Raw genomic sequence first — 15957 nt, 5'->3', positions numbered from 1 at the left:
GCCAGCTACTCGACCGAATATCCGTCGGTTTCTGATCAGAAGTGGACCTGCTGGCGTGCACGACGTCTCCATTCCACGATTGATCACACAAGGCGGGTGTGAGTGGCGAGCTTCATTTTTCGTAGCACGCCCGGCATCAACTAATGCGAACTTGGCTAACCCGAGTTGACGATTATCAATTTTCCATCGTTGCTATCAAGCTGTGGTGGTCTACCTTGAGCGAGGTCATTCTGTACGGTTCACTCTTATCCTTATCTCGCGTGGAATCACCGGTCCACCAGGTCGATGCCGAAAAAAAGGGTGCCGCTGCGCGACACCCCAGAGGTTGCTCTCATCCAATCGCTAGCGAATTAGTGCTGCGCCGGCAAAGAAAGCGTTTGTGTGAGAGAGGCGTTGGCGTCAGCAGCCGAGATCGTGCTGGTCACCGAGCCGGTGCCAACTACGTCGGTCGCCGCATATTGGTTCATCAGCGCCACTGCATGATTTGCATCACTCAGTAGAGACGCCGAAGCTGCGCTTGTCGGCTTGGCGACCAACGAAACGTTGTCATAGAGAGCGCCGAGCCCGTCACTAGACTGGCCTGCCGCCTCGCGGAACGTCAGGCGATCCTTTCCGCCAGTGCCGACCACCGTGAAATCATAGTTTTTCCAGTTGCTGCCGGGGGGAACCACGTCAACGACCGAACCATTCCATAATACCTCGACCGAGCAGGTCGAGCTTGTGAACCCAGGTCGCGAGCGCGCGTCGAGGGAGAGTGTGTACTCTTGCCCGACAACGGTCTTCACGTCCTGGTAGAAGCCATCGCGGGCTCCCGCGTAGTCCAACTCGCCGTAATTGACTCCGTCGGTAGCCTTCACGCCGTTGAGATTATTCCAAAGCTCGATGGCGCCCCCACTGATCGCGTGCCAACCCGGAATGGAGTCGAAGGCCCCCCACCGGCCGTCCTGCAAGGGCGCCAGCGACGACGACTCGAAGGATCCGTTCACCAGGAGATTGGTGCCTGCCGCTGGCGGTGATGTGACTGGTGGAGATGAGGCGGCGGTTAGTTCGATGTTGTCGTAAAGCGCGCCTAGTCCATCGCCACCTTGACTGGCTACCTCACGGAACGTGAGGCGATCCTTGCCACCGGTCCCTACCACCGTGAAGTCGAAGGTTTGCCATGCCGTGCCGGGAGGGACGGTAGAGATGACTGAGGCGTTCCACAATACCTCGATCGAGCAGGTCGAGCCGGTAAAGCCGGGCCGTGAGCGTGCGTCGAAGGACAAGTCGTAGACTTGGCCGGCAACAGTCTTGACGTCCTGGTAGAAGCCGTCTCGCGCGCCTGCATAGTCGAGTTCGCCGAAATTCCCACCATCGGTGGCTTTGACTCCACCAAGATTGTTCCAGAGTTCGATCATGCCGCCGCTGATCGCGGTCCAGCCGGAAACGGACTGGTAGGCGCCCCAGCGGCCGCCGGCATAGGCCGCCAAGGAAGTTGCCTCGAACGATCCGTTGACCAACAGGTTCGCGCCGGTTGCCGGCGGCGAGGTGGCGGGAGGTGTTGCATTCACGATCACACTCAGGGCCGCGGATTTCGAACTGACGTTGCCTGCAGCGTCTGTGGCGCTCGCGGTGAAGGTATGGGTGCCCGCCAACAACTGGGCTGTGCTCAGGCTCCAGCCGCCGTTTGCATTGGCTTTCGCCGTGCCAACCACGGTCGTTCCCTCAAGTACCTTCACAGTGCTGCCAGCTTCGGCGGTACCGCTCAACGTCAATTGCTTGGCGTCGGTTTTCTTGTCTCCAACGGTGCCCGTATCCGGCGTGAACGCGGTGATCTTGGGCGCTGCCGGCGCGAGCGTGTCCGGCGGCACGACGGGAGGCGTTTGTGAAGATCCGAGCAGCGGCGGAGGCAGGTTTGCCTGGAATGCCGCGGTGCTCATGGAATAGTAGCCAACCGTCTTCCACTGGGTCGAGAGCTCGACCCAGTTGCTGCCGCCAACACCTGGATTGTTGCTGTGGTCGGCAAGAAAAGGCGCCGTTGCGTTACGCCACCAGTCGACGCCTACCATGCCCACGAGTTTCGCGTTCGCATCGGTCGTGCGCATATCCATTTGGACGTAGACGCCGTCGACCGTTCCAGCCGCGTATGATCCTCGGGCTCCATACCAGAAATGGTCATTGTACCCGGCCACGGGGGCATCAAAGCTCGCGGCCCCACTTGGCAGGCGCGTCACCTGCATCGGATAGGCTGAATTTCCCGCGAAGTCGGCGACAAAATGCCCCCCTCCCAGACCGAGCTTTGACTGGTCCTGAACCAGCACCCATTGGCCCGTTTCCTTGATGTGCACGTAGGTCTTCGCATTGGAGACCTCGACATCTGCGTTTGGGGAGGCGGGGGCTCCTTCCTCAGTATAAACTTGCCCCCAACCTTCAACGGCGCTGAAGCCTGGAGGCGGTGTCATCTGACCACCAGGATTCCAGCCTTTGTACCAGCTGTAGCTGTGCGGCACGCCGGCAGGAAATGCTTCGCTCTGCCCGAGCGTATTCTGTTTGATCAGCGCGGATAACGAAATTGCCATTTCACTTTCCTGGTTGTTCGGGGATGCGCCGATCCCGCGCGAGCAGCAATCGGCGCGGTCCGGGCAAAGCATTGCCTGCGGCCTTGAAGCCTGACCGACTTCACGCCGCTTTCGCTACTGAACGCTGTTTGGGACGCGAAAGTTACAAGAACGGGCCACCCACCACACGGCCGATCGTTCACGCGCCATTGAGATCGGACTTCGCCGAATCACATTGAACTGTTCCCTAAAAAATGAACCACGCCACAGCAAATTTCAATTGACTTGTCGTAGCGGACTCATTTGCCGTCCCCGCAGAACTACGTGCATTGTGTGTGGCGAACGCCAGATTGGGCGCCTGACTCAATGCACTCTGCTTGCGCTTGCAAGTCGACCGTCGCAACAGAATTTGTCGTCAATGTGATTGAGCTATTTCCGAATAGGGTGATAGTGCGGCATTCGCCGATCAAACAGGCACGATGACGGTTGTTGCCTTCTTGAACAGCAGCAGCGCCTGCAGCTGATTGCGCTATAGCAAGGAAACTATAGGCCGTTTTGCCGTTGCTCGCTTTTGCGGCAAACGTGCCTACGGCAGTCTTGCGTCGAATTGTCTCGCGTCGGCCCCGAGAGACACTCCCGGTTTCTCAGGCCGCAGATGTTGGGCGTCGCGCTTTTTTCGATGCGGCAGCCCGGGCAGCGCTCCGCGGTGCCGAACGTCAAGGCCTGCGCCTGTCGCCAATTGAGCCAGGCATTATTGAGATGCGTCAATTCGACCAGGAAGACCGCGGCTAAAAACCCGGAAGGCTGGCATCTTTTCCCTGGTTCACGGGGGGGCTTGAGATGGGAAGGCATGACGTGATCGTTTTTCGCGCAGAGACCGGGGTGTCTCCTGCTTTGTCGGATTGGCTCGATCTCGCGCGCGGGCTTGCTGCCGTTGAGGTTCTGGCATTCCATTCCTACCAGTTGATGTTCATGGAGAAGCTGCCGGGCGAGAATTATGATCCGGCGATCAGACTGGTCTATTCTGTCCTCTGGACCTTGAGCGCTCACGGCCCTGCTGCGGTTCTCGTGTTCTTTGTCTTGAGCGGTTACTTGGTGGGTGGGCCTGCGCTGGTCAGAAATATGCGCGGACGACTGCATGCGGTCGATTATTTCTCTGCGCGTGTGTCGCGGCTCTACGTTGTACTTCTGCCTGCGCTGACGGTCTCCTTCTCCGCTTATGTTTCAGCACGGCAATCTGGGGCGTGGCAGGCCTATGTTTCCTCGCATCTGGACGTCTACAACAGTGCGGCAATCTTCCAGGCGCCGATCGGCGCCGCGACCGCAATCTGCAACGGGCTGTTTCTCCAGACGATAGCGTGCTCGGAATTCGCTGGAAATGCTGCCCTGTGGAGCCTGTCGAATGAATTTTGGTATTATGTACTGTTTTTTGCGATAATTTCAGCCCGCAAGATTCCGGCCTACATTCTGCTCATTATCGCCGTCCTCGCATTGTTCGTAATGGCGGAGCATTTCGAAAGCCGCGGTACGCATGCTGGACTGAAGTTGTTGTTCTTTTTTGCAATTTGGTCTCTTGGTGTCATCGCCTATGCCGTCGTGGTACCGATATGGGTTTGGTGCTGCAGCTTTGTCGTCAGTACGGTTGGTTTATATGTTCTCGCGTCGAAAGGCCTTGTCCCTCAATGGGCGGCGTTCAGCCTCGCTGTGGGGCTGGGTACTACCGCATTCATTGTGGGCATTGACTATCTGAAGGTATCACTGCCTTCATCGCTTCGCATCGGCGGAGAGCTCGCAAAAATCAGCTTTTCACTGTATGCAATTCACTATCCGATCCTGTTGCTTTTGAACGTCACAGTCGCAAGCGGCCGTCAGGATTTTACGTTCGCATCAGTCGGACTTGACGCGAGCTTCATCGTGGCCTGCGTGCTTGCCGCCTGCGTCTTCTATTTCATGTTCGAAAGCCGTACGCCGACGGTCCGTGATTGGCTGAAGGGTATCATGCTGAGAACTGTGGCTGGCAGCCACAGTGCGATCGGTCCAGCTGCGATAATCGACACTGCCAGTGCGCACTACGCGCTCGCAGCGGATCGTACGATGACCATCCCAAGTGCGAAGGCAGAGCGGCCCTTGCAATCGTTCGGATCGAGCCCCTCGCCACTGCCAGCGGACCTTCAAGGACGACCCGCCTCGGCCACAGCCAGCGTTCCGATGGTGTTGCTCAATGACGGCCATGCGCTACCCCGGCTTGGATTTGGTGTCTGGCAGATCGCCAGTGCAAGCGCACCCAAAGTCGTCGCCACCGCGATCGATGCGGGCTATCGCTTGATTGACACTGCTGCCAGCTATGGAAACGAGGCCGGAGTTGGCGCGGCCTTGAAGCGAGTGAATCTCCCGAGAAGCGAGCTGTACGTTGCGACGAAAGTTCGCAACGAAGATCACGGATATGATCGAACGATGCGCGCTTTTGACGCCAGCGCAGCAAGGTTGCAACTAGACGTGATCGATCTCTACTTGATCCACTGGCCATGTCCGCAACGTGCGGCCTACGTCGAAACCTGGCGCGCGCTCGTTGAGCTCCAGAAGCAGGGACGCGTCAGGTCGATCGGGGTGTCCAATTTTTTGGCTGATCATTTGCAGCGGATCGTCGGCGAGACGGGCGTCATACCGGCTCTGAATCAGATCGAATTGCATCCTGCGTTCCAGCAGCAATCGTTGCGGAATATCCACGAGCGCTACGGGATCGAGACCCAGGCCTGGAGCCCGCTCGGGCAGGGGAGGGCTCTCGACGATCCGAGGATCCAGGCCATCGCCGAGCGTTGCGGCTGTACGACCTCACAAATCGTCCTCCGCTGGCACCTTGAGAATGGTTTTATCGCCATACCGAAATCGGCAAGAGCGGCGGGCATGGCCGAGAATATTGATCTATTCCACTTCGAGTTGACCAGCAACGACCACGCAGTCATTGCCGGTCTGGACCGGACTGACGGGCGGATCGGTCCCGATCCGGCGGTCTATGGACAAATGCGATTTCTGCATCGGCTGACTCGCCGCTTCTTGCCCGCCTGACTGGCGCTGCGCCGGCAAGAAGCTCATTCGTCCGCGCATAGTTCGGCCGAGACGAGGGATCGACAAGCGCGTCCCTCTAGTTTCGCCAACCTGCGCGGATACACCCCGTCAGTTCGTGGGCGCTGTTCGCTTCGGAGCCGTCGTGCGCGCTTCCGCCGGGCGACGAACGAGCCAGCCCCAAGCGAACACAACAAGACTTCGTGTGCGGTCCACAAATGTCGAGACTAACGCCAAGACTTGCTTTTTCCTGGCCATCACCTTGGATTCAAGCAGATGCCACGAGGTCACCGCGAACACAAACGTCAAGGCGAGGCTGAGCCAAAAATTGATGTACCATATGCGGTGGTCCGGCATCAGCTGAGCCACGCTCTGCTGCACGGGAAATCCATAGAGATAGACGCCGTACGAATAGTCGGCGATTTTTGTGATCGGTCCGGTGCTGAAATTGAGCAGCCCGAGATACACCGTGACGTAAGCGATGAAGAAAGCAGCGAGAGTCTCACCAGCGCGGGTTGATGCGAGCACGCAAACGACGAAGCCGACTGCGCTGACCAGAAAAAGCCAATGGGAACTCGCGATCCGGATTCGGTTCAGAAAGAGCGCCACCCCGCACAGAAAAGCTAACACCAGCATTCGTCCTGGGGGCGCAGCCGGCGAACCCGGCTTGCCGCTGAGCACGTCGCGCAGCGTCAACGCAGCAATGACGAACAATACGGCGAGGAGGAATAGCCGATGGCGCTTGGTTAGGCCGATCAATGCCGCGGCGCTGATCGCTAGGTAGCATTCGAGCTCGTGTGGAACAGTCCAGAGCTGACTATTCACCACGTTTGGCACGGGCAGTTCGGAGAAGACGCCGGGCAGGTGGAAGTGGATATAGCCTATCATATTAAGGAAATAGCGGAAGAAGTCCGGGTCCGTGAAGTATTGCGCCAGCGCTAGATCTGTAAATATTGGGCCGATCAGTATTGCCGAGATCAGGACTTCCGCGGTCAAGGCGGGAAAGATTCTGATCACTCGGAGTGTGACGAACGACGGGAGATCGTTGCGCTCAAGGCTTCCGGCGACGAGGAACCCGCTCAGCGCAAAGAAGGCTGGAATGACGAACCACACCAGTGGTTTTAGGGGGCCGCCGTAAAACCACTGCTCGGCGGCCGGACCATAGGAGACAGCAACGGAATGCCAGAGGATGACTGCGATGGCCAATGTGATGCGCAGGAAATCAAAACCCGCGGGTCTTCCCTTCGCCGCTTCCCACTTGTCGTTGATTAATGTCATCGCTCGGTTCCGCCGAGAGCAACGCGTGGTCGCTCTGAGTTTTGATTATTCTCGGTTTTGATCTGCAAGTTGACGAGCGTCAAATCGGTTGCGCGAACACGCCGTGCGAGCGCGGATATACAGGGACGGCGTCGAATCGGGAGTGCTGGCGAAAATGCAATCGGACGCTTCATCGACAAGGCGACTGGCGTGTTGCTCGATTTGACTCGGGTCAATGGTGTTCAGTCGAGTTGACGGTTATCAACTCGGTCTTGCGGCGGTGACCTACTCTCCAATCTCATCGTCCGATCCAATAATTGCGCGTGTGAATGCGTCGGGCGGCGACTCAAATAGAGGAGATCCCGATGAAGGTTGTCATTCTCGCCGGCGGTTATGGCACGAGATTGAGCGAACATACCTCAGTGGTTCCGAAGCCGTTGGTTGAAATCGGTGGCCGCCCGATCCTTTGGCACATCATGAAGCTCTATTCCCATCACGGCATGAACGAGTTCGTTATCTGCTGTGGCTACAAGGGTGCGGTGATCAAAGACTATTTCATGAGCTACCTGTCCCATCAGGGAGATTTTACACTCGATCTTCAACGCAACCGCATTGAGATGCATCGAAGTGGTTGCGAACCCTGGAAGGTAACCCTGGTCGACACCGGCGAGAAGACGATGACCGGTGGGCGGCTCAAGCGCGTACGCGAGCATCTGGGGGATTCGACTTTTTGTATGACGTATGGCGACGGCGTCAGCGACGTTAATATACGCGAACTGATCAAATTTCATCATCAGCAGGGCGCGCTCGCGACGGTGACAGCGGTGCAATTGCCCGGTCGCTTCGGTGCAATCAATCTCTCCTCGGATCGCCCACGCGCGGCGCAGTTCCGCGAAAAGAACACGGGCGACGGCCAGATCATCAATGGAGGCTTTTTCGTTGTCGAGCGGCAGGCTCTCGATCTCATCGACGGTGACAGCACGAGCTGGGAGAACGAGCCGCTCGCGCGGCTGACTGAGCAGGACCAACTCGCCGTCTACAGGCATCGCGGTTACTGGCAGAACATGGACACCTTGCGCGATAAGACGGTGCTGCAGGATCTCTGGGATAGGGGGCAGCCGCCCTGGTGCGTATGGGATAGGGATGGTGTTGTGCAAGGCGCAGGCGTCAAGGTGTCTCAGTCGGTCATCGCCGATCAAGTTACTCTTTGAGGAGTTGATCACATGCGCGTTCTCTTCACTGGAGCTGACGGATATATCGGTGCGGTGCTCGGTCCGAAGCTGCTTGAACATGGTCATGATGCGACCGGCATTGACACGGGTTTGTATCGCCGCGGCTGGCTATTCGACGACGGCAGGACACGCCCGATGGTAATGTCGCGTGATACGCGGCAATTGTCGCTGTCCGACCTGGCGGGTTTCGATGCTGTGGTTCACCTCGCGGAGCTGTCAAATGATCCGCTTGGGGAGAATGATCCCGGCGTGACAATGGAGATCAACCATCGTGGGTCGGTGGAGTTTGCGCGTAAATGCAGGGAAGTGGGCATTGGACGATTTGTTTATGCGTCCTCGTGCAGCATCTACGGCGCGGCCGGTGCCGAACTGAAATCTGAAACATCGACCTGCGATCCTCAAACAGCCTACGCGCGATGCAAGGTGCTGGTCGAACATGATCTGGTCGAGTTGACGGATAGCCTATTCACACCGGTGTTTTTGCGCAACGCAACGGCGTTCGGGGCGTCTCCGCGGCAGCGTTTTGACTTGGTCCTGAATAATCTTTCCGGCTGGGCGTTTACGGAGAAAAAGATTCGGGTCTTGAGCGACGGTACCCCCTGCCGTCCGCTGGTTCACGTCGAGGACATCTGCCAAGCGATCTTGTGTGCCCTCAAGGCGCCACGCGAGGCTGTTTGCGCCGAGGCATTCAACGTCGGCGATGAAACTCAGAACTATACAGTGCGTGGGATTGCGGAAATTGTGAACGATACGTTCCCCGATTGTGAGCTGTCATTCGGCCCGAGCGGCCCGGACAACCGTAGCTATCGCGTGTCTTTTGCGAAGATCAAGGCTCACATGCCGGGCTTCCGCTGTGAATGGAATGCGCAGCGCGGCGCAGGGCAATTGAGAAGCGTGTTCGAACGTATTCGGCTGGATGAGGCCACCTTCAATGCCGCTCCCTTTACTCGGCTTTCCGAGCTTCGCCACTTGCAGCATACGGAGCAGCTGGATTCGCATTTGCGCTGGACGCCAATTCGCGAGTTCGTTCCGGTGACGGCGAACGCGCGATCGTTGACGGCAGCCGGACAAGTGGTCGCATAGCGGCCGACCTACCGGCGAGGCATTCAAGGCGCTCACGCGCCGTGCGGGAACATCTAGGAACCTGCACGTCGTCCTCACGTCGCCCTGTTGACTTTTATTTAAGTCAGCTTACAATTTTTGCATTGCGGTAATTTCAATTGGTTGTCCGCATGGCCGTTTCGTACAACGGTCACATAGGAGGATGTAGATTGGGACGTTGCTGGGGCTATCTCTGCTAGTTTTTTTGTCAGCCCAACTGCCAGGATGTGAGAATCCCGGGTAAGAGTACGGGATTGCTTGAGGATTGAGCAGTGTCTGTTATTTTAATAGTCGATGACCATAGCGTTTACCGTAACGGTCTCCGGGACGTGATTGAATGTCGTTTCAGGAAATCTCGCGTAGTAGATGTCTCATGCTTGGAACATTTTGATCTAGAGACAAGTGTCGATTTGATTTTGATCGACCTCGGCTGCCTCACTCAGGGGGCGCTTGGTGTCCTTTGCGAGTTGTTCGACATAAGGCCTGCAACTCGGGTTGCGGTAATGTCGACTTCGAACACCCGTGCGGATGTCTTTAAGTGTCTTTCTGCTGGTTTCCACGGGTTCGTGCCCAAGCTGCAGTCGGATGAGGAATTGCTGTCCGCTATCGGAGATTTGTTGTCAGGACGCATCTATGTACCTCGGTGGTTGGCTGGGGATGACGTTGCTCAGCCGGAACCTGCTCCGATCATCAACTTTGACCTTGACGCCCTCCGATTGACGCGCCGGCAGAACGAAATTCTCCCGCTGCTGGCCCAAGGAATGTCGAACAAGGAGATCGCTCGGGAACTTAGCATTGCGGAAGGGACAAGCAAAATTCATACGGCCGCGCTTCTTCGCGCGCTTGGTGCTCGCAATCGTACTGAGGCGGCGTTTATCGCCGCAAAGTTGGTTGGACCAAAGGACCGGTCGACGGCTAGAGTGAAGAGTAAAAGGTTCGCGATCGACAGAGGCAACCACGCCGGTTCGAGGCCAGATCCGATGCTCGATAACAACTGGCGGGCGCAGCGGTGGGAACCACGCTTTTTTCGACGATTGGCTGAATGATTGCCATCTCTCCAGGTGCGGCATGTCGTTTCCTGGAATCACTTCAGCACAAACCCGGGCAAAGTTAACCTTTGAAGCGAGATTTCGGAAGCGTGCGCTCTGGGCTCGCTGATCTCATCGGTGCTGACTGTTTAAAGTCTTTCCGATTTTGTCTGAATCGAGGATTCCCAAATCATCTGGGCCCTGTTTCAAGCCTCCTCCTTGAGGTGGAGGTCAGCAGGGATGGCGCGAGCAGACTCACTGGATCTGCGTGAGCATGTTGTCGGGGGGGCTTGCGAGTGACGAAACGTACCAAGCCGTGGTGGAGCTGCACGACTTCAGCGTTGCGAGTGTCGTGAGATGGTCGCAGTGGTCGCGCGCGATAGGCTAGCGCGCGGCCAAGCCGATGGGCGGCAGGCGACTTTATCTGCTTGAGGAGAGCGGCTACTGGCGCGGCTCGCTGACAAGCCTGTTCTGACCTTATACGCGCTGTTGGCAGAGCTTAGCGAACGTGGCGTCATGGTATCCTGCGACACGCTCTGGAGATATTTCAAGCGCCAGGGCCGTCAGCTTCAAAAAAACGTGTTCGCGACCGAGCAGGATCGTCCTGAGGTCTGGTGGAAGCCGCACCAGTGAAAATCGATCCTTGCCATTTGTCCTTATCGACGAGACCTGAGCGACGAGCAAGGTGGGATGCGTTTGCGGTAGATTTGAGCGTGCTGCCCTCAGCTTGTACGAATTTTCCGATGGATTGAACGCGACGTAGGCAGCGAATAGTTTTCTCGCCAGACGGACTAGACCGATCGGCTTAGCCAGAACCGGCAAAATCCTAACGCGTTAGCCCGAATATCCTTCGTATCAAGAACGCTTACACTTCAACGCGTCGGGTTACGTGCTGAGGTGATACAAATGCTTACAGAATCGGCTTCGCTCGAAAACGGTCAATCGTTAACCTCAATCTATAAGCGCCCCCTCAAAGATATTTCTGACTTCCGACGGCCTTCCGCATCCTTCATAGCTCGTGGCAGGGCTCTTTTTTGGGAAGGAGAAGAAGAGGCCCAAAAGATCGAAATTGTTGAAGGCGTCGTCCGGGCGGTCCGACTCCAGGAAAACGGATACCGCCAAATCCTGGCCTTCTACTGGCCCGGTGATGTGGTTATGCCAACCCATTCAACGCACCAGCAGTTTACCGCAGAGGCTGTAACCGATTGTCGTGTTGTACGATCAAAAATCTCAGGAGTGTGTCGCAGCGATCAGCCCTGTGGTGCACACCAAGTTTTGGCAGACACCCTGACATTGGTGATGACTATGAGCCAGAAAAATTGTGTGGCGCGCATTGCGTGGCTGTTGTTGCGCATCCGACCGCACCTTCGTGCCGATCTCAAGCGTCCGGACGCGCTCCGGCTACAGTTACCCCGGGCTGACATTGCCGATCACGTAGGAACGTCACTTGAGACGGTTTGCCGCACGCTCGCGGAATTCAAAGCGAAAAACCTCATCGATCTTCCTAATCGCAAGACCATCAGGTTCACTGACCTTGAAGGTTTAGCGAGGATTTCAAACGGACGCGTCGTCGATTGAATTGAATCTTTAATTGAGTGTTTTCGTTGATTTCGCTGCGGGCCAACGCTTGGTATGCCGGCACTTGGGGCGCGCCCAGTCGTCGGGCGCGTCCCCTGGCTGCAACGCACTGCGCACAGAAATCGAAAATATCCCGAAGCCGGGGCTACCGGGTGCTTTGCAGTTTAGCGGTCATTCGCTCGTGCGTTGTTCAACGCACGAGCTTCTGTTTCCGAGATTCCGACCGGACGGTAGGACTGGCCTGTCGACGGAATACCGGTTGAACCGGTCGACCGGTTAGATAAGATTCAGGTCCGCTCTCCAGCGCGTTCCTGTATACGTCGAATACGTCATCGATGGCGTCAATCGTCCGATCGATATCATCGTCGGAATGGGAATAGCTCACGACGAGCGAGGGGAGCAGCAAGCCGCGGCGGATAGTTTCCTGCAGAAACAGCGTGCGAAAGATCTGCGATGACGCTCCGGTAACATCACAACATGCATAGACCAAATTTGACGCCCGGCCGGCGAGCTTGAAATGTTCGGTGAGCCCGCGATGGCGTGCAGAAGCTTCGATACCGGCTTTCAGGCGATCTCCCTGGCGATGCAGCGTCTCGACGACCGGTTGGTCTCGATAGGTGTCCATGACAGCCAATGCCGCGGCTAAGGCATGGGTCTCGGCGCCGTGCGTGCTCGAAAGTAGGAAGACACGATCAAGATTATGGTCTAGGCCGCCGAGTTTCATGATGCTGCGCTTGCCGACCAGCGCGGAAATCGCGATGCCGTTACCAAGCGCCTTGCCAAATGTCGATAGGTCTGCTTCGATTCCGTAGTGCTGCTGGGCAGAGCATTTCGGCCAGCGAAAGCCAGTGATCATCTCGTCGATGATTCAAGAGGGCGCCGTGCCGATGACAAAGTTCTCGCAACTTGGCCAGAAAATCGGCCGCAGGTGGCTCCTCCCTTTCGGCCTCGAGAATAAACGCCGCAATTCGGCCTGGGTATCGCGCAAAGAGCGATTCTGCCGAGGACAGGTCGTTGTACCGGAATCCGAGCGTCAGCTGCATCGCATCCACGGGAATGCCAGCGTCCATCGGTGTTCTGCAGATTGCCCAATCGTCGTAGGAGAAGAACGGGTGGTTGGAGCATAACGCGACCATGTCGCGGCCGGTGTATGCGCGAGCAAGCCGGATCGCGGCAGTCGTAGCCGTCGACCCATCTTTGGTGAATTTTGCCATCTCGGCTCCGGGCACCAGTTCGATTAGCCGTTCCGCGCACTCGGCCTCCAGCGGCGAAGGTCGCATGAAATTTGTTCCTCGCGCTAGTTGTTCGGTGGCTGCTTTGACCACCGGGGCAAAGCCATGGCCGAGCGACACAGCGCGCAGTCCCATCCCGTATTCGATGAACTCATTGCCGTCGACATCCCAGACGTGGCTGCCGAACCCCCTTGAGATGAAACCGGGCGCCAAGAGCGGATATTGATCGTCTCCCTTCGCATAGGTGTGTGCTCCTCCAGGGATCGCGGCGCGTGCCCGTAGCCGTAATTCGTCTGACGCACTGAATTTTTCGAGACCCGCCCGCGTCGCCCTCTTCCCTGAGCAATAAGAAGACCCCATCCTCATAACCGAACCCTCTCTCCTCTGCTTTCGACGGATCAGCCGTCTCCCGCCAATCTGTTGCGAGCCGACCTCATTTTATAAGGCCAAATGGCACATACTTGATGGTCCTCAAGTATGTGCCCGTCGTGGCGAGCACCTCAGAAAGTCGCTTCGAATCGCTCTGCCGGGGCGCGAGGCAAGGAGGGCTCCCGTATTGCAGGGGCCCGGCAAATCGCTCTGGAGGTCACCGTCTACACGTCGTCGTTATTGAGCTTTGTCAGATTGACCAAATGCAGAAGCAGCTAGGCTGAAGAACGCCGGGCCTCAGGTCGAATGCGAAGCATGTCTGATCAGTTCAGAGACGCGAGAGTCGAAATAAGTGTCGCGAAGGCGACGACACGGGTCATCGGCTGGCCGGTGTTCGGTGTCGCGTTTGCGCTGATTTGCGTCGTCGTATGGGACATTGCTCTGCTCTGGTTTGTCGCTCGACTCTGTCGAACCGTGTTCTTTTAGAAACCAGGACCATAACCATCCATCATGCCGCATGATCTTCTCTGAAACAATTCTCGCTGGTGCTTATACCGTCGACATCGACAGACATCGGGACAACCGAGGGTCGTTTGCGCGGGTATTCTGCGCCGATACGTTCCTCGCACATGGGCTCAAGCCGGTCGTCGCGCAGGGGAGCATCAGCTATAATGCGAAAGGCGGCACCCTACGCGGCTTGCACTTTCAGTATCCACCGGCAGCAGAAACTAAGTACGTGCGATGCACAAGAGGCGCGGTGATCGACGTGATCGTCGATCTAAGGCCGGAGTCGCCGACGTATTTGGGCTACGTCACTGTCAATCTGTCTGCAGACAACGGCCGCGGGCTTTACATACCGGAACGCTTCGCCCACGGCTTCGTCACGCTCGCCGACGACACCGAGTTGATATATCTGATTAGCAACTACTACAGTCCAGGCGCTGAAGGCGGGCTGTCGCACGACGATCCCGCCCTTGCAATAATTTGGCCGGTCGAGGTGCGCGTGATCTCGGAACGGGACAGGGCATGGAAGCCCTACAGCGAGATCGGCGCTGAATTGAAGGCGCGAATGAGTCCTGCTCTGCGGCAAGACACCTAGGTCAAGCGGCGCAGCGATCTTGCAAGGGCGAGACGCCGTCATTTCGCGACCGCCGCGCTAAAAAGCGGAACGTGACTTGACAACTGTCAATAGCTCCACGGCGACAAAAGCTAGCGTGCCCTTAGCCTTCGTTGCTTTCCCCCGCAGGAGCTACCAAATGTTGAAAGAGGTCACTTCCCCCGTCGACTCCATGGCTCGATCTGCGCGGGCATCAGAGCCGAGTTGCTGTCGTTTCTGCAACACGCCGCTCGAACGGGTTTTCATCGATCTTGGACTGTCGCCGCTGGCCAATTCGTATCTGCGGGATGAGAAAGCGAGGCAGGATGAGCAGTTCTTTCCGCTGCGCGCATACGTCTGCAGTGAGTGCTTCCTTGTCCAACTCGAGGAATGGGAAGCGCCGGAAAATATCTTCGGGGACTATGCCTACTTTTCATCCTATAGTGAGTCATGGCTGCAACATGCGAAGTCGTACGTCGCTCGAATGATAGAAAGATTCGGAATCGGTGCTCACAGCAGGGTCGTGGAGATTGCAAGCAACGACGGGTATTTGTTGCAATACTTCGTCGCGGAGGATGTGCCGGTTCTAGGGATCGAGCCAGCTCAAAATGTCGCCGCTGTCGCGCGCGCAAAGGGCATCCCGACCCGTGTAGAGTTTTTTGGTGAACGCGCCGCCCGAACGTTGAGACGTGAGGGGCTGCGCGCCAATCTTCTGATCGGGAATAACGTTCTTGCCCACGTCCCCAATCTGAACGACTTTGTCAAAGGGATGAGCATCCTCCTTGATGATCAAGGTGTGATCACGATGGAGTTTCCACATTTGATGCGATTGGTCGACGAATGTCAGATCGACACAATTTATCACGAACACTTTTCGTATTTCTCGTTCATCGCGGTCGAGAAGATCTTTGCCGCGCACGGATTGACCTTGTTTGACGTCGAGGAGCTGCCGACACATGGTGGGTCGCTTCGGATTTTTGCGCAGCACAGCAACACGGAATGGCATCCGATCTCACATCGCGTATACGATCTCAGGGCACGTGAAATCAGCGCTGGGTATGCCGATATCGATCACTACGATGCGTTTGAGGAACGCGCGACGCAAACAAAACTCAAGCTGCTCGCGTTCCTTGAGGAGGCGAAACGCCAAGGTAAGCGCGTCGTGGGCTACGGTGCCCCCGCCAAGGGCAATACCTTGCTGAATTACTGCGGCGTCACTCCCGATCTTATCGAATATACGGTTGATCGAAACCCACATAAGCAGGGCTGCCTACTGCCTGGGACTCATATCCCGATCTTCGAGCCCGAGCGGATTAATGTGACGAAGCCGGATTACATACTCATTCTGCCTTGGAATTTGAAACGAGAGATCGTCAATCAACTGTCGTTCGCCCGGAGCTGGGGAGCTCAATTTGTGGTGCCTATCCCGGAGCCAAGGCTCGTAGATTGATCCTGATAGGCTTT

At 56.9% G+C, this 15957-nt stretch carries 9 protein-coding genes and 2 pseudogenes; 8 read left to right on the top strand and 3 right to left on the bottom strand.

The window, feature by feature from the left end:
• Positions 1–350: 350 nt before the first annotated feature.
• On the bottom strand, positions 351–2558 hold the full coding sequence (locus ABID59_RS27810; RefSeq protein WP_354085510.1) for an Ig-like domain-containing protein: 2208 nt from the start codon (positions 2556–2558) through the stop codon (positions 351–353).
• Positions 2559–3377: 819 nt separating this feature from the next.
• Here ABID59_RS27810 and ABID59_RS27805 point away from each other — a divergent pair.
• Both ABID59_RS27805 and ABID59_RS27800 read left to right on the top strand, forming a co-directional pair.
• Positions 3378–4460: pseudogene (locus ABID59_RS27805) on the top strand (acyltransferase family protein); the annotation flags it as partial.
• Positions 4461–4745: 285 nt separating this feature from the next.
• Positions 4746–5603, top strand: coding sequence for an aldo/keto reductase (locus ABID59_RS27800; protein ID WP_354085556.1), 858 nt, complete (start codon positions 4746–4748; stop codon positions 5601–5603).
• Positions 5604–5711: 108 nt separating this feature from the next.
• On the opposite strand, the gene ABID59_RS27795 is transcribed toward ABID59_RS27800, so the two are convergent.
• Positions 5712–6878 carry an acyltransferase family protein gene (locus ABID59_RS27795; RefSeq protein WP_354085509.1) on the bottom strand — a complete coding sequence of 389 codons (1167 nt, stop codon included), beginning with the start codon at positions 6876–6878 and terminating at the stop codon, positions 5712–5714.
• A 344-nt stretch (positions 6879–7222) separates the two neighbouring features.
• Here ABID59_RS27795 and rfbF point away from each other — a divergent pair, with 344 nt between their 5' ends.
• From rfbF to ABID59_RS27775, 4 genes are all read left to right on the top strand, one after another.
• A complete protein-coding gene (gene rfbF, locus ABID59_RS27790) occupies positions 7223–8068 on the top strand; it encodes a glucose-1-phosphate cytidylyltransferase (protein ID WP_354085508.1) in 846 nt (281 codons plus the stop codon).
• A gap of 12 nt (positions 8069–8080) precedes the next feature.
• Complete coding sequence (locus ABID59_RS27785) at positions 8081–9172, top strand: NAD-dependent epimerase/dehydratase family protein (RefSeq protein ID WP_354085507.1); 1092 nt, start codon at positions 8081–8083, stop codon at positions 9170–9172.
• A gap of 290 nt (positions 9173–9462) precedes the next feature.
• Positions 9463–10236 (top strand): LuxR C-terminal-related transcriptional regulator, encoded by a 774-nt coding sequence (locus ABID59_RS27780; protein WP_354085506.1) that lies wholly within the window; start codon positions 9463–9465, stop codon positions 10234–10236.
• Positions 10237–11124: 888 nt separating this feature from the next.
• Complete coding sequence (locus tag ABID59_RS27775) at positions 11125–11796, top strand: Crp/Fnr family transcriptional regulator (protein ID WP_354085505.1); 672 nt, start codon at positions 11125–11127, stop codon at positions 11794–11796.
• A 190-nt stretch (positions 11797–11986) separates the two neighbouring features.
• Here the strand turns inward: ABID59_RS27775 and ABID59_RS27770 are convergent.
• Positions 11987–13388 (bottom strand): annotated as a pseudogene (locus ABID59_RS27770) (glutamate-1-semialdehyde 2,1-aminomutase).
• Positions 13389–13914: 526 nt separating this feature from the next.
• Here ABID59_RS27770 and ABID59_RS27765 point away from each other — a divergent pair.
• Both ABID59_RS27765 and ABID59_RS27760 read left to right on the top strand, forming a co-directional pair.
• Positions 13915–14496 (top strand): dTDP-4-dehydrorhamnose 3,5-epimerase family protein, encoded by a 582-nt coding sequence (locus tag ABID59_RS27765; RefSeq protein ID WP_354085504.1) that lies wholly within the window; start codon positions 13915–13917, stop codon positions 14494–14496.
• 190 nt (positions 14497–14686) lie between these two features.
• On the top strand, positions 14687–15943 hold the full coding sequence (locus ABID59_RS27760) for a methyltransferase domain-containing protein (RefSeq protein ID WP_354085555.1): 1257 nt from the start codon (positions 14687–14689) through the stop codon (positions 15941–15943).
• Positions 15944–15957 lie beyond the last annotated feature (14 nt).

Origin of the sequence: Bradyrhizobium sp. S3.3.6, assembly GCF_040546905.1 — a bacterium.
GTDB classification, from domain to species: Bacteria; Pseudomonadota; Alphaproteobacteria; order Rhizobiales; family Xanthobacteraceae; genus Bradyrhizobium; species Bradyrhizobium cytisi.
The sequence above is the reverse complement of the archived record's forward strand: the minus strand, read 5'-3'. Positions and strand labels throughout refer to the sequence as shown.